We start from the raw sequence: 25,704 nt of genomic DNA on the forward strand, positions 1-25,704 counted from the left end.
GATCGGCGCACCGGCCGAAATATTCTTTGCCTACTTCCGATCTTCCAGCGCTTTTTTTACTGTATTCAGTGCGGCCTGGGCGGCGGCGGCCTGGATATTTACCTCAATCTCGCCGTAGATCTCCTTCATGTAGTTGCGGATATACCAGCCGCGCCCCTTTCGCTGGATTACGGGCTGGTAAAGCCGCGACCGCGCAATGGCCCAGGCAAGCTGTCGGACGGCTTCGGCCTTTTCCAGGGGGAAAGTGCCGTTTTTGCGGCCTGAAATGAATTTGAAGGGTGTGAAGCCAGGTATTTGGCCGTCCATACCTTTTTCGACGAACCTAGCGATTTCATCGACGGGCGCCTGTTGCTTGTAGGTCATTTCCCGCAAATCCTTGAAACGGCCGTACATTTCAAACTGCATAGCCATTTCGGTAACCCAGGCCGTGTTATTCTGGCGAACTTCCCGGAAAAGCGAACTTTTCAGTGCCCCGGTCATTACCAGGCCCTCGTCGGCCAGCTTCTCTTCCAGCTGCTGGATACCGCGCCCGCTGATCTGGTTGGTGATTTCGCTAACGGCCAGCCAAATGGTGTCGTAGTCAATATCGGGCGACCAGCTTACAAGCTCGCTCATGCGCCGATAAGGTTATTTGTGCTGGTGATCATCGTAACGACCGCGTAGTACCCCACCGCGCCGTCAGATCCGTATTCAAATGGGGCCAGCTTGTAGTAAAGCTTTTCCAGGCGAAAAATGCGCTGTTTGGAGTCGCGGCGAATTCCGCGCAGGATTCGCCAGGCGGCCAGCTGGGCTTTCTTGAACGCGGCCATACGGTCGTCGTGCGACTTATCATTCGAATACAGGATGCAAAAACCGACTTCCTGCTTTGCCTCGAAATTGTGCATTTCGTTGTCGTCGCCCGTAATCACAGGCATCAACATGGCCAGGGCCGGGTAACTGAAATCGTTGGTTTTGGCCACCTCGTTAAACCGCTCCATTTCAAACGGGCTGTTTGAGGTTTCCAGAACAAAGGAATGCAATTCGGGATCCTGGTTAACCAGGCCGGTAAAGTAGCCTTCCAGGCTGACAATATCGGATTGCAAAAGTTCTACGCTCATAGTCCGGCAGCTTTCCAAAAGTCCTTCCAGATCCATTTCATTAGCTGGCCACCAGCGGCAAACGAGCGGTGCGACGCGGCCCTAACGCTGCATTTTAAGAGCGAGTAAGGCAGCAAAACAATAAAAATGCAGCTGGCCATCGCTACCACAATGCCAACCAGGCCCCATTTCACCAGCAAGCGCAAAGCCTGGTAGGCCAGTTCCAAAAGAGCGTAAAACAGGGCGGCCAGCGTCAGGCGCAGGGCTTCAAAAAAACTTTTGATTTTCATTGTACAGATTAGGTTTATAGCTGGCCGCCAGGACGGCTGCCAGCGTTCAATAATGCGGTAAAGAACTATTACCGCAATGGTCAGCAAAAAGACAAAAGGGCCGGTTGTGGCTTTCATTGTAAATTCGAGGTTGCCGCCTGCTGGCCGGTCGGGTTTTCGTCCAGGGTGGTCATTTCAACGTCGGTAAAATGATACTCCATTTCTTCCAGGTCATATTTCATTATTTCCAGCGCGGCGTCTAACGGCCCTTTCAATAACCGGCGGTAGGATGGCGTCATATACCGGACGTGGTACATGACCGAATGCATTAGTTCGGATCCGCTGCCGCCCAGCTTGTCGCCTTCGGCCACGCCCGCCAGGCTCGGCAAGATCCCATGCCCCTGGGCCTGCTTTACGCCCGCCTGCTTGATCAGGTTCATATAAGCGTCGTCGGTCATCTTGTTTTCAATCGGCGTTATCCTGATCAGCTTGCGGTCGGCTTTGCCGCCGTCGCCCATTATATTACCGATCAAAACCAGGGCTTTGTCAGCGTTGTTGACGCCGGAAAGGTAATCATCCATGCGGGCCATAAATTCATCCTTGCGGGCCTCGATTTTCTCCTGCATTTCCGGATCTTCCACGTCGTCGCCCTCCAACAGGAAATAACTTTCGTCGATCTCGATTAGTAGCTTTACGTTGTACCCGTTCGTTAATCCGGCCTCGTGGTAGGCTGGCGTCATATTGTCTACCTTCGTCCAGGTCTTAGTTCCCCACCAGAGGCCCTGGTTATAGAAATCAGCCCCGATTTGCGCCTTTTTAAGCACCATGACGCTTTCGAGCCATTGGGTGGGGTTTTCCATGTCAAAGATGGGAACCGAAAACGTATCCTCCTTTTTGATGGCCGTATTCGTGCCGAAATAAGGATTGATCAAAACGCGTTCGATGGCCCCGCCTTTGGCCGGTTTGGCAAACCTTACCTTGTTGGGCTGGATCGTCTCGAGGGCCACCTGGCCGTCGTCCTGGATGGACACGCGGACAAAAGCCATTTCAGCAAAATGAAGGCTCAACGCGGCTAGTTCCAGGTATCTGGAATAGATCTGCTTTTTACGAAACCAGCGTTTCAGGTCCTTATTGTCCACCAGTAGCCGTTCTTCCTTGCCTTCGGCCGTAACGACGGTTTTCATAAGCTTTGCACCAGCTCCCAGCATGAATTCTTTCGCCTTGTCCATCAGCTGCGGTTTGCTCGGCGACTCCCAGCAAAGGCGCAGCATTTCCAGGGCTTGTTTGTCGTCCTTTCCCCACTTCACCCACTCGAAACCGGCCTTTGCCATCGTTGCGCTTTCGCCGCTGGTCGCGGTGGCCACGTCGATAACCGGGTTTGTGAACTTCACCGTATGCTCGGATTTGGCCAGGTGGTAAAGGTTCTTTTCAATTTGTCTTACCATGTCAGTAATTTTTATGAATAATTCGGATCCAGTTTTTTGTCCTGGGCAAGCGGATTGCGATTAATAGCCGGTTTCGCAAAGTGAACGGACGTGCCAGGCCGTCGATGTCCTCCAAAAGCACAGATCCCTTTTCGATCAGGTCGTATCGTAATTTCCCTTTCGTGCTTTTCCCCTCAAACCGCTTCCCGGATTTGCCCAGGTTGTGTTTGATTCCAAAGCGTCCGTCCGTCTTGCGATATTTCAGATCGAAACCACGGCTGGCCGGGTCGTGTAGGATCTTCCAAAAAGTGTCTATGCTGATTTCTTCCATGCTGCGAAACTATCCCCACGCGTGAGCGCTCGAAAAGACAGAAAAAACGCCCGAAAAGGCTTCCAATTTTTGTTTTTGGGTTTGGGTTGATTTCCAGACAGTTGCAGGCCCAAAAACCCACCAGGCGCATTTTTATTTCCAAAACTCCCCCAGGTAAGGCGGCGCCCTTTCCATTTCCGGTAATTACCGCTGACAAAAAATTCCGAATATCTTAAAGGGGTTTCGGGTCGGCGGCAGTCCGGTGGGGGGTGCGGGGGGTGTCACCCACCACCCAGGAACCGCATGCTGGATCCTTTGGCTTTATTCTTCTGCGATTCGCTCGAATATTTGTAGTAAAGCAGGTAATCGAAGCAGTCACTTAGGTGAGTTGCATACTCTTGCTGTAAGCTCGTTCCTTCGCTCGACTTGTCTTTCTTGTATTCAGCTAACACAGGTGAATTCTGTATGGAAATGATCAAAGCTTTGCAGGTGTTCTGGTTGATGCGCACACGCGGCAGCGTACTGGATCCTTCTGCCAGGATGCGGTCAATCAGGGCGAACCGGTCGCGGTGCTCGGGGTTGGCCTTCAATACCCGCATAATTGGACGCCACCCCAGGCGCCGTAATTCAGCGGCCACCTGGCTAAACATCGGCTGCTTTGAACCCGCGCTTTTAGAGCTTGCCGACGCATCACCATATACGATCATATCCTTTTTCACATGGTCGGAATACGCATCATTCAGAGCGATGGCCAGCGATTCGGCCAGGGTCTTACCTTCCTTCGCCTGCTTGACGTACACGTTATTGATCACCTTCAATTTGCCGGGCGTTTCCTGGGCCACTATACCACAACAGATATAATTATTAAAGTCCAGGCTAACTTCCAGGGCCTTGTTAGGCTGGTAATCCGAAAAGGTAGGTAGCCACAAATCGGCAGGGCCACTGCCATCACCTGACCGCTCGTAAGTAAATACGTTTGCGGTGGTGTGCTTTTCGTCGTCGAATGAAGGGTAATAACTGTTAGGCAACTTTCGTAACCGCTCGTTCAATACTTCCACGCGGAAAACCAGCGGCTCGGTGTTTTCCTCCATGTTGGTAATATATTCCGGACTTAGTGTCGGATTGTCCTTAGCCGTCCCCTCTAAAAAAAGGTACTTTGCCGGGTTCTCCTTCATCAGCTCTTCTGTCTTGAAAACCCACTGGCCGGACTGCATCCAGGGGTTAGACGTGAAATCGTAAAAGGCGTTGTGCAAATGGTTGTCTTTGAACCGCCAACTATTGGCCCGATAAAGAGTGGCCATCAGGATTTTGGAAACCCATTCACTTTTAAAAATCGCCGATTCGTCAATTAGCCCCCCGTCAAAATTGTGCCCCCGGTTAGTATCAGGCTTTTCGAAGGAAAGTAGTTGCAAACAAAACCCGCTGTCAAAAGTGATACAATGGTTGTAAGACTTCGGGGCCTTGTAGGGCTTTGGCCAGTCCGCCGGTGGCTCTTTGAACAAAACGTAATTCCCGAACGGATTAACCTTTTCGTGGTATTCATACCAGCCAATTCCCGCCCAGGCGTCGGCGCTATCGGTGAGCACAATATCCAGTAACTGTTTGAAGGTTCGACCGGCCAGAAAGAATTTGGCCCTGGGTAGCATCTTGGCAATGTAACCGACGCAAACCAGCAAAGTGTAGGTTTTACCAAATGCACGCCCGGCCAGTAACGTTTTCCGTTTGGCGATGCTGCTCAAAAATATTTTTTGCTTTGCTGACAGGAAAACGATGTTTGCTTTATCGGTCAGTTGTCGCATTCTGGCTTTATCTAGCCTAGCTTTCTGTTCCGGTAACATCTTCGTAGGGGGTTTCTTCGATCTCTCGGTACATTTCCAGCGCGGCTATATCATCGGTGAAAATGATATTTGGGGCCACTTTGTATTTATTCGGATTCTCGACTTTATCCTTTTCCATCAGGCCCCGGATTTTCGCGGCTTTCATGCGGATATTGGCGGCCTTGTCCAGGATATTGGCGATTTGTTCCTGGCGGTCAGGGTCGATTTTATAGACTTCGTATCCGTCTTTGTCGTAGGCCAGCACTTGATAGTCCCCTATCACCTTGTTGGCCATTTCCTCCAACGTGTAGGCCATTTCTTCCAGGCGGACGGCGTGAACCTGGCGCTGGGCCAGCTTTTTGGCATTGCCGAAATCCAGGGCGCCAAAGATCTGTTGGCAGCCGTTCACCACGTTGTAGGCCATAGATTGGCTTAACCCTCCTATCGGCGCGGGGCTATGCATCAGGGATTCTACCACCTTCCGTTCGCTCATGCCGTCCAGTAGCAAGGTGAAGGCAAAAAAGTAGCGGTCGAAGTATTTTTTATCAGCTTCGCCCAGCTCGGTACCGGTCTGGATGTGATCCCGGAATTTTTGGAGTTTGTCGTCTTTTACGATCAGCTGCATGGCTCGTTTGCTTTTTTATTGCAAGCTGGCTAGGAGGGCGCGGGACCGAAAGGACATAAAAAAACCGGCGCTAGGCCGGTTATAAAAATTGAATTACTAAAACTAGTCCCCAAAAACGGCGTCGAAGATCCTTATTGGGCCGTCGTTAGTTGGCGTGACAATATCAGGAACTTCAACTTTGGATATTTGCTCGGACATATACTCATAATTGTGAAAATGCTTTTTTATCAATTCGTCGAGACCCGAGATAATTTTTTCCTCAAACCCGTCCGTCGTTGAATATCTCCAATCATGGGGCGGCCCTGGCTCGGAAAACCTATATGACCAAAATGGGACTATCACACTGATAAACACATGTAGCAATTTCCGACTTCTAACTTGCCCGTCGCTATTCTTGTACTTATCTAGCCCGACCTGCAGAAAATACGCAGGCGTCGTTCCGAATCTACTGTAGTCTGCCGCACTCGAATTCATGGATTCCAGGAAGGGCATTAAATCGCCTTTAAATCTTATCCAAATGTCTGCCCAATTCAGACCGACCTCCTTACATTTTTCACTTCTACGCTTATGCGCAGTCGAATTGATAATTTCGTCAGTCTGGTCATTGGTTAACCCTTTCGGATAGTATTGATAAATTACATCGACAATTTCCTTTTCAATCATAAACCTAATTACTGTTGCGGTGGACAAATAATATCTGGCTTAAACCATGTAATAGATCCAGATGGGGCTCCGTTTGTTCCTTCAATAAGAGATACTTTGCAGACCGGTGTTAAGAATCCCATTATCTGATTGAGCTTAGTCTGCATTCTTCCCCTAATTTCCCCTGGTACATGACCGTCCAGGCTATAGCGGGTGCTGGGTTATTACAAACGGAAGTAACCAAAAATTACCGCTTAATCAAAATGCAGCGTTTCGCCCGACAAGTGTGTGTATTCCCGACAAGTGTGTGTATTATTGTACGCTTGCGGCTAATACGCAAATAACGTTGAGTAATAAACCAAGAAGCCGGCGGCATTGCCACCGGCTTCTTTTGTCTAGTCATGTTCGTCGTAAACTTCAATCGGAGTTTAACACTCGATAATCAAATTGCGCGGCAAAGATGGATCCAGGGTATATTTGCCTGTTCTTTTACTGTTTAAGGTCTTACTCAATGTAAAGCCGTTTCTAGCAAATGCGGCAATTTCACGAAGCTGAAAAAACCCAATCCCATAATTCCCAGAACAATTAAGGTCCAACTCTTCATTTTCTCTTGGCTAATCGGAGTTTCTTGATAATGCTCTAATCGCCTCAGAAGAAAATATATAGCTAGGATGTACGGTGCCCAAAATAACGGGAACAGGAAAAGTTTGTCAAACAAAAAATCCTTGGATCGGGGCATGATCGTAAAATCTTCTGACAGATAAACTTTCAAAACCACTTCAGCGCAGCCTAGCAATGAAAAATAGTAAAATGAAAATAGGAAAAAGAAAATTGACCCGTAACGAAATCTTGTCATCGGCCCTCTGTCTATCCCCCGAGTGTAAAAGAAGTCTCTCAGCGCAATGAATAGTCGCATTTATCTAATCTTAACGGAACTGATGAAAATCCCTTCAAATATAAGGTCAAAGTAGTTCCTTTGCAACACCCATGCCTATTGAAACCGTGGCGGCAGCCGCCCCCAGCCAAAAGAACTCGAACACAAAGGCAGTTGCACCTACTCCCCAAATAATAGCCTTAGTCTGATCCCAAGTGCTCATATTGTTCCAATTCAGACCAGCGTCACTATATGCGATAAACACTTCCCGGCCATCGAGCAAAACCCCTACAAGGCCTACCCTTTTGCCAAAAATAACCGCTTCTGGAAAGTATGTTTTAAGTGGTGCACCAACAACATTTGCTAGTGCCTCTGCCTTTTGGAGACTCCAGTCGAGTATGCTGACCGCTGTGCCAGTAGCCGAGAGAAAGTCGGAAAGTCTGCCGTTCAATAATGCCCTTTGGCTCCCATTGCTAGAAAGCGCAGGACCGATTTGATAATTTGGTCGGAGGTAGGTTTCAGTGCTCGTCTCTGTGCCATCCATTATTCCCCCAGTGCCGCCATAGTATGGGCCTCCGTTGGTACTTACACCTGCTCCAACTGACGTGCCTGGAGCCGCACCATTGGTGCAAGAGAATCGGTAAGATTTGTGCAGATATACTATCCATCGATACGTCCCATCTGGGTTTACGAAAACTTCAACCCGTTGGGAAATATACTCGACGACATAACATCCGGATGTTCTAAGATTTTGGCCCTCCGGAGCATAAGCCTCCAATTTGCGGCCGTTTCTAAATGTGATGATCTCCGATGGATTGTCATCCCAATCCGCTTTAATAATGAGACCGTCAAGTTGGGTCAAATCTAGCCTTTTACCGTTTTCCCTAACTTTATTTTGATTGTAAGCGAGCTGGACCAGGTATGCTTCTGTCTTATTTTTGACCTTAGTTACTACCATGCCCTCAATGACAGGTTGGGTGAGGTATTGAGCTAGATCTTTTTTCCATGGTGCATTTTCCTCAACTATAAGCGCACCTGGGCGAATTTCATCTTCGTACTCGACGGGGACCCAGATAAATTCGCGATTCTTTTCGTCTTTCTTTTTCTTTGCCTTGTCAAGGTTCACCTTGCGTTTACATGATTTGCCGTTTTTCGCTTGTTCACGAAGTCCCTCGAATTTGGGCAGGTATTCATTTAAAACATACTTTTTTGCTTCGGCGAGCGAAATGGAACCCATTTCATTTTCGCCGACAATTCCATCGATTACATCTTTTCCACAGCTGAACATCGAAAAGCCGGCCCCAATCACAGTTAGGCTTCGCAAAAATTCTTTTCTTTTCATTGTTTAAAGTTGTTTAATAGACTAAGAATTATGACCACTCTTGAATTTAATATTGCCACCCCAATACACGCAATAGTTAGAATATTCTGAAAACACACATTTCGACGAATGTCCGCTGTTTTTCGACAAATTGAATTTAACTAATGATAAATAGGTTCCTTAACGGTTCTTCCGTCGGGCCTCCCTCGACGGTTCGCAACTCTGTGCATAATTGCTTCATTGTAAGGTATTCTTGGTATCGTTCTTCCTCCCAGTCACGATACCTTTTGTAAGAACCATGAATCGCGATTTCGTCAGCAATTTTTCGTATTATTGAACTCATTAAATTATTTCGATTAGTGTGAACAATTGGCAGACGATTCTCCACAACAGATTTATTTAATTGGCAGATTTATTAATTAATTCTGACTTTAACGAATTAGTATAGTAAGATCTCTAGAATGGTCAATGTTATCTCCCCAAAAGCGTCCGTTTTCTGCCAATGCCTCTCGCCAGATCTTACCGGCGTCAGGCCCCACCCTTCCGGCATTATTTGATCGATAAACCAGTGGGCGCCGTTCCGGCTCTCCCAGACCTGGCCAGGCTTAATTTCTTCCATCGTTGAGCATTAAAAAGGTAAATCGTCGTCTGACTTTTCCGCACCTGGCGCGGCTGCAACCGCTGGCTGGGCCGCCGGTTGGCCGTTGGCCTGTCCGTTATTGCCAGCTGATAGCAATTGCACTTTCTCTGCGTTAACCGTGAAATCCGCGAAATGCGCGCCGGTTTGCTCATTCCGGCGAACTTGTACCCCTAGCTTGCCTTGTACGAATACTGACGTGCCCTTTTTCAGGTATGGTAGCAAGCTCTTTTGCGTCAGGAACACTGAAAACCAGTCGGTATTTTCTTTCGTCTCACCATTTCCGGTTTTGAACTTTTCGGAAACGGCCACTGAAAACCTTACAAACTCGTTTCCGTTATTGCTATGCAGGGTTGCGTCGCGGCCAATGTTGCCGATAATTTGAATTTGTTTCATTGTCTTGTTATGGTTAAAAAATTAAATGGTTATGCAATTGCTTTGAATTCCTGATCCTCCCAGGGGGTGAGTTTCCCCAGGTTCACCAGGTTGACAAATCGCCTGATCAGGACGTATTCCACCTTTTCGTCGTGAACCGAAAGCAGATCCAGGGCCTCGCGGTGATTCAGTCCGGTTTCGGGCTTATCCCCGTTTCCGTAATAGAAGCCCAGGACAACCAACAGGCGCCCGCTGGGATCCGACCACCGGCTGTATTTCTGGATAAAGAAGCGGTCAACGTTCACCGGTAGGGCTTCTTCCTTTGTTGTACTTTCCTGTGAATTCTGCATGGCTTTTTTGACAAAGTTTTTTTCAGTTCCGAGGGGTTGTATTTCTGCTACACTACAACATTTTCACAACTAATTGAAAATGACCGACGTATATCCGTGAAGACTGTAGCAGATTACGCACTATTTCTGCTACACTCTGCTACAAAAGCTACACAGCTACACTTTTGCTACACTTTTGCTACAACTTAACTACACACTATATATTGATTATCAACTACTTATATCACTTTGTAGCTTTGTAGCTTATTTTTTCGCGTTTTAGAATTTTATAGAAATTACCTTTTAACTATTTCTCGACTCCCAGTCTACGCCGTAAGAATCCTGTAATTGCTTATAATTCAAGACGCAAGAGCCATTTGCGGGGGTGGTATGGGCATTCGAATTTGATTCGGGATCAGTGAGAAATCGGATCGGCTTAGAAATCGCATCCCATTCGGTTTGGCCAGAAAGTGTAGTCAGTTCTGACTGCAAAGTGTCTCGATCGGGCGCAGTCCTGTTAAAAGTGATCCGATATTCACGAACAAACAGATTGTACATTTTCCGGAAATTGATCAAAACATCGCCTCCCTTCTCGAATCGGAAATGGAAGCCCTCCTGCACCGTTCCCCGGTCGTAGAGTGTTTGGATCATATTAAAGAATTCGGACGCTGCCGTGGTTTCGGCCTGGATAGAATTTTGCTTGATAATGAAGCGCTGGGCCATATCCACAAACTCGTCCAAAATTTCTTTTTCATCATTTGCAACCAACGGTAACATGTTGATTTTCCCAAACACATGCAACGCGTAGGCAGCGGCCATAACTTGCGCCATATTGGCAATAAGGCGCTCGGCAATGTTCTGACCAATGAACCTCGATTTTATGGCCTTATATAGTTTTGAATAACTAGCTGCATAGTTGTCGTTCGCTTCCAATAATCCACGATGTTTCAGCAGTTCAATGGTCATTTGTCCCAGCCCGGCTTCTTCGATGGCTTTTAGCTGATCAAATGCCTTCCGCTGTTCATCGGTTTTTTGCTGGGAAGTGATCGGGATAAAGAGGCAGCGGGAAAAGAATATTGGGTTTGTAGGGATGTAGTTACTCGTCAGGGCCAGGGCGCTAAAAATCTCCACAGAATCGGTTTCAATACTATTAAGATCTGTTCCTGACTTGTGGTATCCATTATTGTCATAGGCGGCCTGCAAAAGGCCCTCATTCGGTAAATCGTTGTAGAACTCATCAAACCAAATAATCCCGTTACTGCTTTGGCTCATTTTCTTGATCAACGAAACATCGGTATTCTTGCTTTTCAGGTTCACCCCCTCCTGTTTTAAGCCGAATGCGGCCGTCAATACGCGGGCCATAGAGGATTTACCTGTGCCTGCCCCACCCTTCAAATAAAGTATGGGCGAAAAGTCATTGTATTTCAATCCCAGATCCCGGAAAAGGCTAAAAATGTAAAAACATGCCGGTGCAAATGCATTATCGAAAAGGTGGGCACTGGCGTATAACTCCCAGAATTTGGCAAACGTAATTTCCTGATTTGTAAGAGTATAGCGCTTTGCCATGTCCTTACGCGTTTTAGGGATCGACAGGTGCATGTCGCTGGCCTTTACAATTCCGAATTCGTCAGGGGTAACTAATTCGTTAGTTTTAAGATTTAGCGCCTTATTCGCGAAGAAATACACGTTACTTTGAGAGTGATAACCGTAGCGGACTACTTTCAACGCCGTTGAGTATTGGGTTTTGTTGAACAGATAGCTTTGCAACTCGTCCAGGTGGTTATCCTTGATCTTAAATCCTAAACTTTTACTGGCCAGCGTACTTTTTAGCTTTTTGGCGCTGCAAAAATCCTCGTGCGGAACTTCGATAAATTCGGACTTCCCGCTGTTTCGCCGGATCTCCAAAACCCAGGTGACGTTTTCCTGTTCATCCTCGGTTTTGTATTTGATGTGAATTTGAAAATTAGGTGCCACGTCATCCCAATATTTACCTCCTTTTATCTTCATTCCGCCTTTGAACGTGTACAAAACGGTTTCTTCCTCGTAATCGTCGTCCATGCCCCTACCCCGCTTTTTCTTGTCTTTCTTGGCGGGCTTTTTATTGTCACCTTCGATCACATCCGATTTGTCTGCGGGCGCTGGATTCTCCGATTTCGCCGCTTTGGCAGGTGCTTCCTTTTTCGGGCGGCTCACGTCCACGCCGTAATCCTTGCAAATGCTGAAAAATTTAGCGGCATTGGTAAATCGGCTTGTTTTAACGGCGTTATCAAATTTTTCGTCCGCGTACTTTTCATCGTACTTAGCGTTCTGTTGGCTGATCCGGTGGAAGTACTGGCGGCCGTTTTCGCCCAGGGTAGAAAGGCTGAAAGCGATTAATAACCATTCAGTGCCGTAGTCGTTGCAGATGTCCATTTGGCTGGCCTCAATACGCTCCACAACGGCAGCTACGTACTTTTCCACGTCGCTGGCATCTTGCGCCACCTGTTGGGGCGTTTTCGGCTTTTCCGGAATCTTATTCAAGATTACGTGAATCTTCGAATCCGGTGCGTAGTACGCATCAGGATCCCAGGAAAGAAAACATGCCCTGCTTACATCACTACCCGAAGGATCTACCTTTTCAGCGTCCGCTAGCCTATATACGTTGTTGAAATAGTGTGCCAGATCTGCGAAATGTTCCTTGTGCTTGGTCCCGTCCTTTATCCGAACGACGGCTTTCAATCCCGCGCCGGACGGAGAAATAAAACAAGCCGCCACGTAAGGATCCGAAATCAATTGCATTTTCAGCATTTCGGCTTGTTCGATGTGGTCGAAGTCGATCACCATTAGGCCGCTATGGGTGGCCAGGTTTTCGGCCTTCCTGGTAGGGGTGAAAATCCCGGATAGCGTTACATAGTCCAGCCCTCCTTTTAAAAAGCTGGCTTCCTTTGGGTTAGTGGCGGCTCTGACCTTCGTAACCAGCTCTGCATACTTGCCACTTTTAATCCATTCAATAACCTGCGGTAGCGTTGAGTTTCCCGTTGGTTTGTTAACCTTGATACCACCGGCAAAAAAGCTAAATTCCTGATTTGCATTACTGTTCGTTTGCTTTCCCATTATATCACTCTCGAAGCAAGGTAAAACATTGAGTTACGGCGGGATATGACGTTGGCGGGTTTCGCTGGCCGCTGAGCTTGCAGGACATAGATGATCTGTAGCCGCATAATTGCCCAGATAACCTTTTCATATGTTTCCAGCTCTTTATTGAGCATGGCGCCAGTAACTGGGTTGCTGGTCGATTCCCAGGCGGCCAGGGTCACGTCAAAGGCGCGTTCCATAACCTCGCGGCAGGTCGCAAGCTGTTCGGCATCCTGGGGTAGGTTTTTACCCGCCCACAGGGCTAAAATGTCTTTTAATGTCATAATCGTACTGGGTTATTTGACTGAATCCCAATCAGATTCAGTAATGAGGTATTGGCACTTTTCGCAATAGTGAATGCGTGTCGCCCAGTGCATTGTTTGAACAATTTTGGCAACCTGAATACGGCCGCACTTCGGGCATTTGATCCGGTCATTTAAGGCCGGAACCTGATCGTAATCTGGTGAAACAGTTGTTTTAACAACGTTTTGTTTCAATGGTCGGATGATTGCGTGGCATGTCATAGTCTTGCGGGTAAATTGGAGCATTAACAATGTCGTAGGCAAGCCAAAGAACACAGGCGAGGGCGCAACCGATAACGGCGGCCAGCAAATCGTATCTGTCTAGGCTGTTAATGAAGTGTTGAAGTATCGCCATTTTTACGGATAAATAAGAGAGGAATACAAACAAAGCAGGCAATGGCCAGCACTAAAAAGCCGGTGGCCAGGGAATCGGGATTACGCACCGATTCCACTACGGAACTGGTAAAAGTTTCCATTTGATCGCGGTTTAAAATGAGGGGGCAAAAACGTTGATAATTACACTGATCGAAAGGACATAATTTTCGGGAGCCTGGAAGTATGCCTTTAACTCAAAAAACGCTAATTTTAACAGGTTTTGGGGGTGGCGTGCATCACAGTCGGGCAATTTGTAGTCATTTTTGTGGGACAAAAATTAAACCCTTCAAATGCTCACTTGGCAGCCACTCCTATTCCTCTTTTACGCCTTCGAAGGTTCGAAGCGCTTAACGCAATTGAACTCTCCCGCCCCTGTCGAACCTGTGCAGGCGACAACTTCAATTCCTCACAGTCTTTTTCTGTTTCCAAAATTGTCTGCATATCAGCTACCAGCTGCCGCAGGCCTTCACTACCCGCTAACCCTCGGGCGGCATTCCGCCAGATGTTACCGGCTTCGTCGGTACTATGCCAGTCATTAAAACCTTTCAGGAGTCGGCGCCACTCTTTGCCAGGCTTTCGGGGTTTCAAATTCCGGAATTCGACCATTAACCGCTCTTTGATTTCCGTCATAATTACTGTCTTCATTTTAGAGTTGGTTTTTTCTATTTTTACGCTGTAATTTTTACACTGTAATTTCTACACCGTAAAAGTAGACAATATTGACTATTTCAAACAAGCAATATTGTCTATTTATTTTTTCAAACTTATTTGCATACATGCAAAGTACTGATAATGAGGACTCAAAGATCCTCAAAGCTGGTCGTTTAAAAGAGATCAGAAAAGCCCTCGGATTAAGCCAAGAAAAAATGGCTGAAAAATTGTCAACTGGTCAAAGTCACATCGGAAAATACGAAAGTGGCAAACTGCTGATTGGTAAAAATGTCGAGTATAAAATCCTGGCAGAATTCAACATAAACCCGAACTGGTGGAACACCGGTGAAGGAGATATTTTCAACTCAAAACCTGTTAGCGACCGGGTTAAAATGATTGAAAATGACTCAATTAACTATGAAAACTTATCCTTTATTAGTATCAAATCCAGAGTAAATTTCATGGAATCATTGAGTGTCGCAGGTGAATTCGAAACGTACCAAGTATCTAAGTTAGACCCGGCCGAAAGCTATGCTGGCCAAATCGTGTTTGAAATTGAGGGGAACAGCATGGAACCTACCCTTTGGGAGGGCTGCAAAATCAGATGTGGGGAAGTATCCCTTGATGACTGGGAATTTCTCGTTAGCGGAGTTTATGTTGTCGTTTATGGAAACTTTTTAGTCGTTAAGCGGGTCAAAAACAGCCCAGTAAATGGAATACTGACACTACATTCTGATAATGTAGAAACCGGGGGAACCACGGAAATACCCATTTCGAAGATTCGTAAGATATGGCGCGCATTGCGCGTTGTGGATGCCCCCATTAACTAGCCTTCCTACACTATAATTGTCCGGGACAATTTCGGGACACTAGACACGCGAAAAGCACCCAAAAACTCAAATACTCAATCTATTAACATACTCATTTACAGCACATTATAAATAGATCGTCGGAGTTCGACTCTCCTTCTGGTCACAATTAAAAGTGCGTTTGGAATTAACCGACGCACTTTTTTTATGCCTGAAAAAGCAAATTAGGAAGCTAGGCCAGGTCAGGCAAATGCCAGCATTCCCACTTCGTTCATCGACTCTTCCAGGAAACTTTTAGCAGAAACCAGCGAATAATCTGCCACAAAACGTACCGAACTTCCTGGCTTGGTAAAGGTCACTACCTGCTCCAACATGATCTCCGCATGTTGAGCATTTGTAACAAAAGACGTGATGCGGACAATTTCCTCGCCTTCCTCGCTACGATCGCGATGTAGACAAACCTGAATACCTGTTTCAGGGATCCGAATGATTTTAAAATTCATAGTGGTGTTTAGCTTAATAGGTGATAACGTTTGCTGTCTCGGTTTCGCACGAGGAACATTGGAATGCTTCCAGTTTTACTATATTTACAACTGCGCTTAACCTAGACAATATTGTAAATATAAAATTCCATTTGGAAAGATAAAATTTCATATGGAATTTATATCACATTAGAACTGACAGCAATGATAGAAGTTGCAAGAATAGCGGCCATCATGAAAGCACACCACTTAAATACCAGTGAACTTGCTGAGATTGTGCACCTATCCCCATCCAAAATTTCTAAAGTTCTCGCGGGAGATCAAAAACTCACTTCTGACGCAGTAGGTATATTAATTAAAGAACTGGAAATTCATCCTAATTGGCTATTTGGCTTTGAAGGCGAGCCAAACGTTGTGATGTATATAAAAGACCTCGTTCACAAAAGTGAAGTAGAAAAGCTGGAAGCGAAAATCCGGGAACTCAAAGATGAACTCGGAGAGGTATACAAGCAACTGGCAGAGGAACGGAGAGTAAAGTAGTCATTTCCCATTATCCTATTGCATTCTTCTTATTAGGCGATTATCTTTACAAACGTTTGAATAACCCTGAAATCTCGAAAAGTGTTGAATTACGCCCTCTGCATGAAGCCCACTTTCCTGCTTGGTGTGGTCGGCTTATTGATGGCTGACATGGGTATATCTTTCGCCCAATGCAAGGAAAAGATCAGCCCATCGAATCATAAGGTCGTCCACTATCACATCGTGCAGCTCTCCGGGCCGAAAGAATACCTGACCCTCGCTAAAACCGGTGAAGAGCGGATTCTCAATTACCATAATGACGAATTCGGGCAGGTTTACCACGTCCAGATGTTCACCGAAATCAAGTTTTCATCGGTGAAAGGGAATTTCTCCCTCTACACGACGATCAGTTCCACCGACCGCAGCAACTGGCAGAGCGAGTTCGTCCTCTCCACTCCTATCGAACCGAAAGAACTCGAAAAAATGAAAGGAACGGTGCAGATTGAGATACTACTGCCCGACGATAAGCGGACGTTCAAGGTCGATGCCAAAAAGAATCAGCTGCTTCACAAGGCCATCGCCTGCATGTATTAGGCGCACGATCAGACGTAAAACAATTCCTTGTTCAGTAATGCCACGATTTTGTTGAAGTCTTCGGGATTCGACGCAAAGTCCATATTGTTCACATCGATTTCGATGATCTTCCCGTCTTCGTAGTTTTGCACAAAATCCTCGTAATAGCGGTTAAGATTGGCGAGATATTCCGTTGAAATGTCGGCTTCGAACTCACGGCCACGCTTTTTGATCTGCGACACCAGCTTGGGTATGTCCGCTTTGAGATAAATCATCAAATCGGGTTGGGAAACGGTGCGGATAATGGATTCGAAGAGCAGCAGGTAAGTCTGGTAATCGCGATCGGTGAGCACGCCGGATTCATAGAGATTGCGGGCAAAAATGTAAGCGTCTTCAAAAATAGTACGGTCCTGAACGATGGTCGAATAGGTCGTTTCGCGGATTTTCTGAACCTGTGCGAAGCGGTTGTTCAAAAAATAAATTTGCAGATTGAACGCCCAGCGCTCCATATCCATATAAAAATCAGCCAGATAGGGATTTCCTTCTACCGCCTCATACATCACCTCCCACTTGAAATAATCCCCCAGCATTTGGGTCAATGTAGTTTTACCTGCGCCGATGTTACCAATGATAGCGATGTGCATAAGGAGATAGGATGAAGTTGAGTAATTGAACGAGTGCCCACAAAAATATGTATTTCAACGGATAACCGGTCAGCTACAAAACTGATTTTCGGCATTTTCTTAAAACTTGCATTATTCGTATATTTGCGGCTGATTTGGAGAAACGAGCATGGCCGATTGCGCCCTTTTGCTCATTGAAATATTTAATCGAAAACCGATGAAACCTTACCGGGTTATTCTATATTATTATTACACGCCCATCGCCGACCCCGACACTTATCGCGATGAGCATCACCTCTTTTGCGTGGAAAACAACCTCCTGGGCCGCATTATCGTAGCGCCGGAGGGCCTTAACGGCACCGTGTCGGGTACACCCGAGCAATGCGAGGCCTATATGAACTACGTCCGTTCGGATGCCCGTTTCGCAGATGTGCAATTCAAAGTGGAAGAATCGGATCATATCGCATTCCAGAAGCTGCACGTACGCGTGAAGGACGAGATCGTAAACTCCGACCTGCCCGTTGACCCGCTGGTACGCACAGGGAAGCACCTTGAACCGGCCGATTTCAAAGCGATGCTGAACGACCCGGACGTAGTACTGGTGGATATGCGCTCGGATTACGAGCATGAAGTAGGCAAGTTCAAAGGCGCGATCACGTTCGATATGCACAACCTGCGCGAGCTGCCCGACCACGTACATGAGATCGCCCATTTGAAAGATAAAAAGGTGATTACCTATTGCACCGGAGGTATCAAATGCGAAAAAGCGAGCGCTTACCTACTCGACCAGGGCTTTACCGACGTATACCAACTGCACGGTGGCATTATACGTTACGGTTTGGAGGAAGGCGGTGAAAACTTCGACGGCAAATGTTATGTGTTCGACAACCGCATTACTGTGGACGTAAACAAGGTCAATCCAACCGTGATCTCCAAATGCTACATCTGCGAAGAACCCTGCGACCGCATGGTGAACTGTGCCAATGCCGAATGCAATAATCACGTCCCCATTTGCGAGAAATGCGGCTGGGAAATGGAAGGCGCCTGTTCGGCCGAATGCAAAACGCACCCTGCCAAACGCGCTTACGACGGTACGGGCTATTATGTTGTGAACAGCAATCATTACCATCCGCTGCAAGGCCTGAAAAGCCAGCAGAAGAATATCAAGAAGATGAAACTGGCATTGAAAACTGAATCGGCCTAGCCGGTTCAGTTCAATGGTTTTTCGAGCACGTAATCGTTCATCCAGTAAGGCCCAATGGGAATATCCTGCTCGTCCACAACGCGGAAGCCCATTTTCTCATAGAACGTTTTGGCCTTGTTGTAGCGGTTCACGTTCAGCGACAGCACCGTTCCTCCCTGCGACTTCACGTAATTTTCAGTTTCGTATAAAAGATGTTTGCCCGCGCCGGTCCCCTGCGTGGCCGGAAGCACATATATTTTATGTAATTTGAACTTCCCGGGCTTTTCTTTCGATACTGACGAAAAGCCGACGGGCGTTTCGTCGCTTAGAAGGATCATAAATTGCTGGCCGGATTCCATCTGGTCCGCGAGGGATTCGGGAGAATATATTTTTTCGAACATAAAATCGATCTGTTCCTTGCTAAGGATGTCACGGTAAGTGGGTTCCCATGTTTTTTCCTGGATTTCGATGATGGTCGGAATGTCCGTGACGGTAGCTTGTAGTGTTGCGAATGAAGGCATATTGCTTAAATTTGGCAGCTTGAAAAGCGCAATTAAATATTTATTCACTTAAAAACCATGTTACTGAGCCGGCAGACGAGATCGCATGAAGCACCTAAGCACCCGATCAGTAGAAATATATGAAACCCCTCATTTTAGTTACAAATGACGACGGAATAACGTCAAAAGGAATCCGAACACTGGTTGAAATCATGCAGACGCTGGGCGAAGTGATCGTGGTCGCTCCCAACAGCCCGCAATCCGGAATGGGCCATGCCATTACCATCGGGGAACCGCTCAGGCTTTATTCCACCCATATTTTTGATGATGTAACGGAATACGAATGCTCGGGAACGCCTGCCGACTGTGTAAAACTGGCTAAAAACTATGTATTGCAAGACCGCAAGCCCGACCTCGTCGTGAGTGGGATCAACCACGGCAGCAACAGTTCGATCAGCGTGTTGTACTCGGGCACCATGTCGGCGGCCATCGAAGCGGCGATCGAAGGCATACCGGCAATCGGCTTTTCGCTTTGCGATTTCAGGGAGGATGCTGATTTCAGTCATGCCGTTCCTTACATCAAGTCGATTACAGAGGAAGCTTTGAAGAACGGTATTCCAAACGGCATTGCATTGAATGTAAATATTCCTGCTAAAACAGACCTGGCGCTGAAAGGCATTAAAGTGTGCCGCCAGGCGCATGCCAAATGGCAGGAAAAATTCGACTACCGCGTCGACCCTAACGGTCGCGGCTACCTCTGGATGGCCGGCGAATTTGTCAATTTTGATACGGAAAAAGAAGACACCGATGTCTGGGCACTGGATAATAACTATATCTCGGTGGTGCCATGTCAATATGATCTGACAGAGTATGAAGCGTTGAAAAAGCTATCGACCTGGGATTTGTAATTTAACCAACAGCTATGGCATTAGTAGGCAGTTTATTAAAGAAAGGCATCCATTTCAGCAACATCGTTGCCAATCGCCGCAAGGCAAGTTTACACCAACAGCAAAAGAAAACTTTGGCCAAACTCCTGGCCAAGGCCAGATATACCGAATTCGGCGAGAAATACAATTTCGACGAGCTGCTTTCCTCCATTCTTTTCGGAGAAAAAGGCGCATTTTACGAGCTCTACAAGCGTACGGTGCCCGTTTACGATTACAATAAGATATTCAACGAGTGGTGGCATAAATCGCTCGAAGGCGACAAGGATGTATGCTGGCCTGGCACTGTGAAATATTACGCGTTGAGCTCGGGAACATCGGAGGCGGCATCGAAACAAATCCCTGTGACGAAAGCAATGACGAAGGCGATTCAGAAGACGAGTATCCGCCAGATTCTGTCATTAGGGCATTACAAAGACCTCCCGCCTGACTTGTATGAAAAGGGCTTCCTGATGCTCAGCGGCAGTACCAACCTGAACCCGCATGATACCGGAAGTTTAGCTGGTGATTTGAGTGGTATTCAAATCCAGCAAATCCCGCGCTGGTTCCGGCCTTATTACAAACCGGGTCAGAAAATTGCCGCACAACGCGACTGGGGCTTAAAACTGGAAGAGATCACCCGCGTTGCGAGCGAATGGGACATTGGCTTCGTAGTAGGCGTGCCTGCGTGGATCCAACTGCTTTTTGAAAAGATCATTGCGCATTATAATGTAAAGAATATCCACGAAATCTGGCCGAATTTGCAGGTTTTCGCGCATGGCGGCGTTTCGTTTGAGCCTTATCGCAAAGGTTTCGAGAAACTGCTGGGCAAGCCGATGATCTATATCAACACTTATCTGGCATCGGAAGGTTTTATCGCGTATCAGTCGCGGCCGGGCGCGGTAGGAATGGAATTGGTTTGCGATAATGGCCTTTTCTTTGAATTTATCCCTTTCACCCCTCGAAACTTCGATTCCGACGGCGCTATGCTCGATAATCCCGAGACGCTGATGATCGACCAGGTAGAAGAAGGGAAAGAATATGCATTGCTGCTATCGACCTGCTCAGGGGCCTGGCGTTACCTGATCGGCGATACGCTGAAATTCGTCGACAAATCGCGTGGCGAGATCGTCATCACCGGTCGCACGAAGCATTACCTGAGCCTTTGCGGCGAGCACCTTTCGGTCGATAATATGAACAAGGCAATCGACCTTGTTTCGGGTGAAATGGGTATTACCGTGAAAGAATTTACTGTTTGCGGCATCGAGCACGGCAGCCTGTTCGCGCACGACTGGTACGTGGGCGTGGAAGAGTCCCATGTGGATGCCGAAGTTTTAAAACAAAAACTCGACGCCAAACTCGCGGAACTCAACGATGACTACGCCGTTGAGCGCCGTCACGCGTTGAAAGAGATTTTTGTCACCGTATTGCCCAACCAGGCGTTTTACGGCTGGATGGAGTCCAAAGGCAAGCTGGGCGGACAGAACAAATTCCCCCGCGTTTTCAAGAAAGACCTGATCGAAGATTGGAAGAATTTCCTTAAAACAGAGGGGTACATAGCTCCCTGACGTCCTACTTCAAAAAATTAGTATAAGCAATCTGACAGGCGATGAGAATAAAAACCACGCCTGTCACTTTGTTAAATACGGTTACCACTTTCGGCGTGAATAGCTTTTTGAGCCTGTGTGCGAAAACGGCGATGGCACTTTCCACCAAAAATACCGCAATCACACTCGCAGTGAAAAACAGAATCACCTGGTTGAGGTTGTAATGCAAATTCGTGCGGATGTACGAAGCGATGGTTACCCAGCTGATAAAATTAACAGGATTCAACCCATTCAGCAGAAAGCCAGTAGTGAAATAGTAAAGAAAGTTTCCAAAACGTGTCTGCGGCTCTGCGATCTGAGGCTGGCCTTTAATGATATTGCTCAAACCCAACGCAACCAGAAAGACTACGCCGGCTCCGGCCATCCATTTCTGAAAGTTAGGAATATCGGGTAACAACGCCGTTCCGAAAATGGCGAAGAATACGAAGATAATGTCGCAGATAAACACGCCGAAAGCGATCTTGATACCCGTGCGATAGCCATTATCGACGCTGTTTTGGACCAGGGAAAAGAATACGGTCCCGAAAGTAAGACACAATGCGACGCCGGTCAGCGTCCCGTACAATAGCGCTTGCAGCATATTAAATACCTTTCAATCTGGCAGTCATTAATATGGCAGCAACCGAAAGTGAATCGGTGATTTCGGAGCGCATAACCATTTCTACTGCTTCTTTCAAAGGCAATTTCCACACCTGCAAATCTTCGGTATCCTCCGGCTCGGCTTCATCTTGCGTGAGTTCTTCGGCAATGAAGAGGAATCCTTCTTCGTTAGTTGCCGAGTTGGAGGTGTGAATACGGGAGAGTTTCGTCCATTTCCCCGCCAGAAGACCGGTTTCCTCTTTCAGTTCGCGCTTAGCGGCGTCGAGCGGATCGGCACCGAGTGCGCCGCCGCCTTCCGGAATTTCCCAGGAATATTCGTCGATCGCGTAGCGGTACTGGCCCACGAGGTAAACATTGTTGTCGCTGTCCACCGGGATTACGCCTATCGCCTGATTTTTGAATTTTACCAACCCATAAATGCCTTTGTTGCCTGAGGGGTTAATCACGTCACGGTGACTGAGTTCCAGCCAGGCATTCTCATAAACGGTTTCAGACGATAGTGTTTTCCAGTTATTTTCAGTGGATATAACCCGCATTTTCTTAGTATTTTTGGCCTTTCATTGACAAATCTCAAATGCAAATAAACCAAAATAAGCTTAAACAACGTCTCATCATGCTGTCTTTTGTAGCCAGCATTTTGCTGACAGCATTGAAGTTTTTTGCATTCTATCTTACCTCTTCCAACGCCATTCTGAGCGACGCCCTGGAATCGATTATCAACGTAATCGCCAGCGGTTTTGCATTTTACAGCGTTTATCTTTCCTCCCAGCCCAAAGACCGGAACCACCCTTACGGACATGGCAAAGTCGAGTTTTTCTCGGCTGGTTTTGAAGGCGCATTGATCATCATCGCCTCGATATTCATCGTCGTAGAAGCGGTAAAAAGGCTGATAAATCCGGCGCCGATCGAGAACCTGGCGCAAGGTTCGCTCTTTATTGTTTTTACCATTTTTGTAAACACGGCTATCGGTTATAAGCTGCTCACGGAAGGCCGCCGCGCGAATTCCCTCGCGTTGGTCGCCGACGGCAAGCACTTAATGTCCGACAGCATCAGCAGCGTAGTGCTTATTTTCAGTGTTGGATTGATTATGCTGACGGGTTATGTGTGGATCGACAGTGTAGCCTCGCTCTTTTTCGGGCTATTTCTGGCTTACAGCGGCTCACAATTGGTCAGTAAATCCGTGGCTGGCTTAATGGACGCCAGCGACGAACTGCTGCTCGATAAAGTGATCCATACCTTAAATGAAAACAAAAAGGACGAGTGGATCGACGTCCACAACCTGCGTGCTCAGCAATACGGCTCCGATTTGCATATCGACTGCCATTTGACTTTACCCTATTATTGGGAATTGCAAAAAGTACACGAAACGATCCACGATTTCGAGAACATTCTGAAAGCGCAGCAGCCGGGCGAAACGGAAATTTTCGTCCACGCCGATCCGTGCGTATACCAATGTTGCTACTTTTGCAGGATCGACAATTGTCCCGTCCGCCAGCATGCGTTCGTGCAGGACATCGAATGGGACGCAGCTAAACTCACCAAAAACGAGAAGCTGTACCGCGAAGCCAGAATCAATATTCAGGAATAATAATCAAATCTAAATTCTAACCAATCATGGACTTTTCTCGTCGCGATTTCCTTAAAAAGGCCGGAGCCACTGCGCTTGCAGCCTCTGCATTCACCGATTTGTTCGCCGAACCGGCTGTCAAAAAGCTTTGGTTTGACATTTCACTGGCCGAATGGTCGTTGCACAAGGCTCTTTTCGCGAAAAAACTCACCAACCTCGATTTCCCTGAACTCGCTAAAAAAGAGTTCGGTATCTCGATCGTAGAATACGTAAACCAGTTCTTCAAAGACAAAGCAGAAGACAAAACTTACCTCGCCGAATTGCTGAAAAGAGCGAAAGATAATGGCGTGAGCAACCACCTGATCATGATCGACGGGGAAGGCGGCCTGGGCGAACTTGACGCGGCGGTACGTAACAAAGCGGTTGAAAACCACTACAAATGGGTTGAAGCCGCGAAATACCTTGGCTGCAAAACCATCCGCGTGAATGCACACGGAAAGGGCTCGGACGAAGAAATCGCGAAAGCGGCAGTAGACGGTCTGGGTAAACTCGGTGAATTCGCGGCAAAGACCGGCATTAACGTGATCGTTGAAAATCACGGCGGTTCTTCTTCAAACGGCAAATGGTTGTCGGGCGTGATGAAGCAGGTGAATATGAAGAACGTAGGTACCCTGCCTGATTTCGGCAATTTCTGTATCAAACGTTCAGCGAACGGTTGCGAAGAATCCTACGACCGCTATCAGGGCACGCAGGAGCTAATGCCATTCGCAAAAGGTGTGAGCGCCAAAACGTACGATTTCGACGAAAAAGGAAACTGTATTGAGACAGACTACGCGAAAATTTTGAAAGTAGTAAAAGCAAGCGGTTTCAAAGGCATTGCAGGGATCGAATATGAAGGAAGCAAGCTTTCGGAATATGACGGTATCAAGGCTACCAAGGCGCTGTTGGAACGTGTAGGACCAACCGTGTAATCGCATCCGCAACAACAAGTGACAACACTTGACCATAAATGACAACACCTGACAAATAGCTTGTCAGGTGTTGTCATTTATGGTCAGATATAGTCAGATGCTGTTCGAATTACATCCCGAGATAGGCGAGAAACTCCTTCTTAGTCGTTTCCTCCTCGAACTTACCGCCATAATAGGCAGTAACCGTCGAGCTACCCGAGTCGCGGATCCCGCGCGACTGTACACACATGTGCTGTGCGTCGATTACCACGGCTACGTCCTCGGTTTGTAACGCCTCTTTCAGTTCATTGGCGATCTGCACTGTAAGCCGCTCCTGTACCTGCGGACGTTTCGAATAGTATTCTACAATGCGGTTCAATTTCGACAAGCCGATTACCTTCCCGCTTGAAATGTAGGCAACGTGCGCCTTGCCGTAAATCGGTACGAAATGATGCTCGCAGTTCGAGAATACCGAAATATCCTTCTCGACGAGCATTTGGTTATATTTATATTTATTGTCAAAAAGGGCGATAGAAGGCTTGTTTTTGGGGTCGAGGCCGCTGAAAACCTCCTTGATGTACATTTTCGCAACCCTTTTCGGCGTGCCTTTCAGGCTATCGTCCGTAAGATCGAGGCCCATGATCTCCATAATGTGGCGGAAATGCTTCTCGATCAACTCCATTTTAAGCTCGTCCTCCATCGCGAACGCGTCCTTGCGGAGGGGAGTCTCTATTCCTGAAAACAAATGATCGTCACCAACCTCTTCGATGTCCAAAGCTTCACTGGACTGGATACTCGACAAAATTCCGTTCTGTTTCATATAATCTGATTTTCAGGTCGAGACCTGCTTCAATTTTGGGTCTTATAATTGAATAAATAACGATCGCAATATTCTCTGCGGTCGGATTGAGGGTTTTGAATTCTTCAACGTCGAGATTAAGGTTCCGGTGATCGAACCGGTCGATAACAGATTCCTTCAATATGGCGCTCAACACTTTCATGTCGATCACATAGCCGGTTTCGGGATCAACAGGGCCCGTCACCTGCACGATCAGCTCATAATTATGTCCGTGAAAGTTGGGATTATTGCATTTTCCAAAAACTTCCCTGTTCTTTTCCTCCGGCCATTCCGGATTATGAAGACGATGAGCTGCATTGAAGTGCTCCTTCCGGAACACCGCCACCTTTTGCACCATATTTTAAACCACTTAAAATTTTCGTTTGCCT

The 25,704-nt window shown here is 47.1% G+C and carries 29 protein-coding genes; 8 read left to right on the forward strand and 21 right to left on the reverse strand.

All coding sequences use genetic code 11. From position 1 onward, the window contains the following. Positions 1-30 precede the first annotated feature (30 nt). From AC2YIT_RS27135 to AC2YIT_RS27200, 14 genes are all read right to left on the reverse strand, one after another. Complete coding sequence (locus AC2YIT_RS27135) at positions 31-615, reverse strand: hypothetical protein (protein ID WP_487281278.1); 585 nt, start codon at positions 613-615, stop codon at positions 31-33. Further along, positions 612-1,097 (reverse strand): hypothetical protein, encoded by a 486-nt coding sequence (locus tag AC2YIT_RS27140; RefSeq protein WP_487281279.1) that lies wholly within the window; start codon positions 1,095-1,097, stop codon positions 612-614. The genes AC2YIT_RS27135 and AC2YIT_RS27140 overlap by 4 nt, the downstream gene beginning before the upstream one ends. Further along, positions 1,094-1,366 carry a hypothetical protein gene (locus AC2YIT_RS27145; protein WP_487281280.1) on the reverse strand — a complete coding sequence of 91 codons (273 nt, stop codon included), beginning with the start codon at positions 1,364-1,366 and terminating at the stop codon, positions 1,094-1,096. The genes AC2YIT_RS27140 and AC2YIT_RS27145 overlap by 4 nt, the downstream gene beginning before the upstream one ends. A 113-nt stretch (positions 1,367-1,479) precedes the next feature. Next, complete coding sequence (locus AC2YIT_RS27150; protein ID WP_487281281.1) at positions 1,480-2,790, reverse strand: hypothetical protein; 1,311 nt, start codon at positions 2,788-2,790, stop codon at positions 1,480-1,482. A gap of 1 nt (position 2,791) precedes the next feature. Further along, a complete protein-coding gene (locus tag AC2YIT_RS27155) occupies positions 2,792-3,100 on the reverse strand; it encodes a hypothetical protein (protein ID WP_487281282.1) in 309 nt (102 codons plus the stop codon). 260 nt (positions 3,101-3,360) lie between these two features. Continuing rightward, positions 3,361-4,878, reverse strand: coding sequence for a terminase large subunit domain-containing protein (locus tag AC2YIT_RS27160; RefSeq protein ID WP_487281283.1), 1,518 nt, complete (start codon positions 4,876-4,878; stop codon positions 3,361-3,363). A 16-nt stretch (positions 4,879-4,894) separates the two neighbouring features. Continuing rightward, positions 4,895-5,521 carry a hypothetical protein gene (locus tag AC2YIT_RS27165; RefSeq protein ID WP_487281284.1) on the reverse strand — a complete coding sequence of 209 codons (627 nt, stop codon included), beginning with the start codon at positions 5,519-5,521 and terminating at the stop codon, positions 4,895-4,897. A 1,604-nt stretch (positions 5,522-7,125) separates the two neighbouring features. Then, a complete protein-coding gene (locus AC2YIT_RS27170; RefSeq protein ID WP_487281285.1) occupies positions 7,126-8,379 on the reverse strand; it encodes a hypothetical protein in 1,254 nt (417 codons plus the stop codon). A gap of 607 nt (positions 8,380-8,986) precedes the next feature. Beyond that, complete coding sequence (locus AC2YIT_RS27175; RefSeq protein WP_487281286.1) at positions 8,987-9,391, reverse strand: single-stranded DNA-binding protein; 405 nt, start codon at positions 9,389-9,391, stop codon at positions 8,987-8,989. Between the two features lie 29 nt (positions 9,392-9,420). Next, entirely contained in the window at positions 9,421-9,720 is a 300-nt protein-coding gene (locus AC2YIT_RS27180; protein WP_487281287.1) for a hypothetical protein, read from the reverse strand. Positions 9,721-10,002: 282 nt separating this feature from the next. Further along, positions 10,003-12,792: a BT4734/BF3469 family protein gene (locus AC2YIT_RS27185; RefSeq protein ID WP_487281288.1), complete on the reverse strand. Its 2,790-nt coding sequence runs from the start codon at positions 12,790-12,792 to the stop codon at positions 10,003-10,005. Further along, entirely contained in the window at positions 12,792-13,097 is a 306-nt protein-coding gene (locus AC2YIT_RS27190) for a hypothetical protein (protein ID WP_487281289.1), read from the reverse strand. Before AC2YIT_RS27190 ends, AC2YIT_RS27185 begins: the two co-directional genes overlap by 1 nt. 347 nt (positions 13,098-13,444) lie before the next feature. Continuing rightward, entirely contained in the window at positions 13,445-13,591 is a 147-nt protein-coding gene (locus tag AC2YIT_RS27195; protein ID WP_487281290.1) for a hypothetical protein, read from the reverse strand. Positions 13,592-13,784: 193 nt separating this feature from the next. Further along, positions 13,785-14,135, reverse strand: a complete 351-nt coding sequence (locus AC2YIT_RS27200; protein WP_487281291.1) for a hypothetical protein — start codon at positions 14,133-14,135, stop codon at positions 13,785-13,787. Between the two features lie 131 nt (positions 14,136-14,266). Between AC2YIT_RS27200 and AC2YIT_RS27205 the strand changes: the two genes are divergently transcribed. After that, positions 14,267-14,971, forward strand: coding sequence for a helix-turn-helix domain-containing protein (locus AC2YIT_RS27205; protein WP_487281292.1), 705 nt, complete (start codon positions 14,267-14,269; stop codon positions 14,969-14,971). Positions 14,972-15,192: 221 nt separating this feature from the next. Here AC2YIT_RS27205 and AC2YIT_RS27210 read toward each other — a convergent pair whose 3' ends face one another. Beyond that, positions 15,193-15,453: a hypothetical protein gene (locus tag AC2YIT_RS27210; RefSeq protein ID WP_487281293.1), complete on the reverse strand. Its 261-nt coding sequence runs from the start codon at positions 15,451-15,453 to the stop codon at positions 15,193-15,195. Positions 15,454-15,636: 183 nt separating this feature from the next. Here AC2YIT_RS27210 and AC2YIT_RS27215 point away from each other — a divergent pair, with 183 nt between their 5' ends. Next, on the forward strand, positions 15,637-15,972 hold the full coding sequence (locus tag AC2YIT_RS27215; RefSeq protein ID WP_430846191.1) for a helix-turn-helix domain-containing protein: 336 nt from the start codon (positions 15,637-15,639) through the stop codon (positions 15,970-15,972). 102 nt (positions 15,973-16,074) lie between these two features. Beyond that, the gene (locus tag AC2YIT_RS27220) at positions 16,075-16,545 is read left to right on the forward strand and encodes a hypothetical protein (RefSeq protein WP_487281294.1); all 471 of its coding nucleotides are present in this window, start codon (positions 16,075-16,077) and stop codon (positions 16,543-16,545) included. Positions 16,546-16,553: 8 nt separating this feature from the next. Here the strand turns inward: AC2YIT_RS27220 and AC2YIT_RS27225 are convergent, their stop codons facing one another. Then, positions 16,554-17,168, reverse strand: a complete 615-nt coding sequence (locus AC2YIT_RS27225) for a deoxynucleoside kinase (RefSeq protein WP_430846187.1) — start codon at positions 17,166-17,168, stop codon at positions 16,554-16,556. Between the two features lie 196 nt (positions 17,169-17,364). Between AC2YIT_RS27225 and trhO the strand changes: the two genes are divergently transcribed. Further along, positions 17,365-18,351, forward strand: coding sequence for an oxygen-dependent tRNA uridine(34) hydroxylase TrhO (trhO, locus tag AC2YIT_RS27230; RefSeq protein WP_487281295.1), 987 nt, complete (start codon positions 17,365-17,367; stop codon positions 18,349-18,351). Between the two features lie 5 nt (positions 18,352-18,356). Here trhO and AC2YIT_RS27235 read toward each other — a convergent pair whose 3' ends face one another. Then, positions 18,357-18,851 (reverse strand): GNAT family N-acetyltransferase, encoded by a 495-nt coding sequence (locus tag AC2YIT_RS27235; protein WP_430846183.1) that lies wholly within the window; start codon positions 18,849-18,851, stop codon positions 18,357-18,359. 119 nt (positions 18,852-18,970) lie between these two features. Between AC2YIT_RS27235 and surE the strand changes: the two genes are divergently transcribed. Next, a complete protein-coding gene (gene surE / locus AC2YIT_RS27240) occupies positions 18,971-19,738 on the forward strand; it encodes a 5'/3'-nucleotidase SurE (protein ID WP_430846181.1) in 768 nt (255 codons plus the stop codon). Between the two features lie 14 nt (positions 19,739-19,752). Beyond that, a complete protein-coding gene (locus AC2YIT_RS27245) occupies positions 19,753-21,321 on the forward strand; it encodes a GH3 family acyl-acid amido synthetase (RefSeq protein ID WP_430846179.1) in 1,569 nt (522 codons plus the stop codon). A 4-nt stretch (positions 21,322-21,325) separates the two neighbouring features. Here AC2YIT_RS27245 and AC2YIT_RS27250 read toward each other — a convergent pair whose 3' ends face one another. Both AC2YIT_RS27250 and AC2YIT_RS27255 read right to left on the reverse strand, forming a co-directional pair. Beyond that, positions 21,326-21,940 carry a LysE family translocator gene (locus AC2YIT_RS27250; RefSeq protein WP_430846177.1) on the reverse strand — a complete coding sequence of 205 codons (615 nt, stop codon included), beginning with the start codon at positions 21,938-21,940 and terminating at the stop codon, positions 21,326-21,328. Position 21,941: 1 nt separating this feature from the next. Further along, entirely contained in the window at positions 21,942-22,496 is a 555-nt protein-coding gene (locus tag AC2YIT_RS27255; RefSeq protein WP_430846175.1) for an NUDIX domain-containing protein, read from the reverse strand. Positions 22,497-22,534: 38 nt separating this feature from the next. Here AC2YIT_RS27255 and AC2YIT_RS27260 point away from each other — a divergent pair, with 38 nt between their 5' ends. Continuing rightward, entirely contained in the window at positions 22,535-23,548 is a 1,014-nt protein-coding gene (locus AC2YIT_RS27260) for a cation diffusion facilitator family transporter (RefSeq protein WP_487281296.1), read from the forward strand. Positions 23,549-23,574: 26 nt separating this feature from the next. Further along, positions 23,575-24,498: a sugar phosphate isomerase/epimerase family protein gene (locus AC2YIT_RS27265; protein ID WP_487281297.1), complete on the forward strand. Its 924-nt coding sequence runs from the start codon at positions 23,575-23,577 to the stop codon at positions 24,496-24,498. 109 nt (positions 24,499-24,607) lie between these two features. Here the strand turns inward: AC2YIT_RS27265 and folE are convergent, their stop codons facing one another. Both folE and AC2YIT_RS27275 read right to left on the reverse strand, forming a co-directional pair. After that, entirely contained in the window at positions 24,608-25,297 is a 690-nt protein-coding gene (gene folE, locus AC2YIT_RS27270) for a GTP cyclohydrolase I FolE (RefSeq protein WP_430846169.1), read from the reverse strand. Next, entirely contained in the window at positions 25,257-25,673 is a 417-nt protein-coding gene (locus tag AC2YIT_RS27275; RefSeq protein ID WP_430846167.1) for a 6-pyruvoyl trahydropterin synthase family protein, read from the reverse strand. The genes folE and AC2YIT_RS27275 overlap by 41 nt, the downstream gene beginning before the upstream one ends. Positions 25,674-25,704 lie beyond the last annotated feature (31 nt).

Source organism: Dyadobacter sp. SRI_021 (assembly GCF_057586235.1).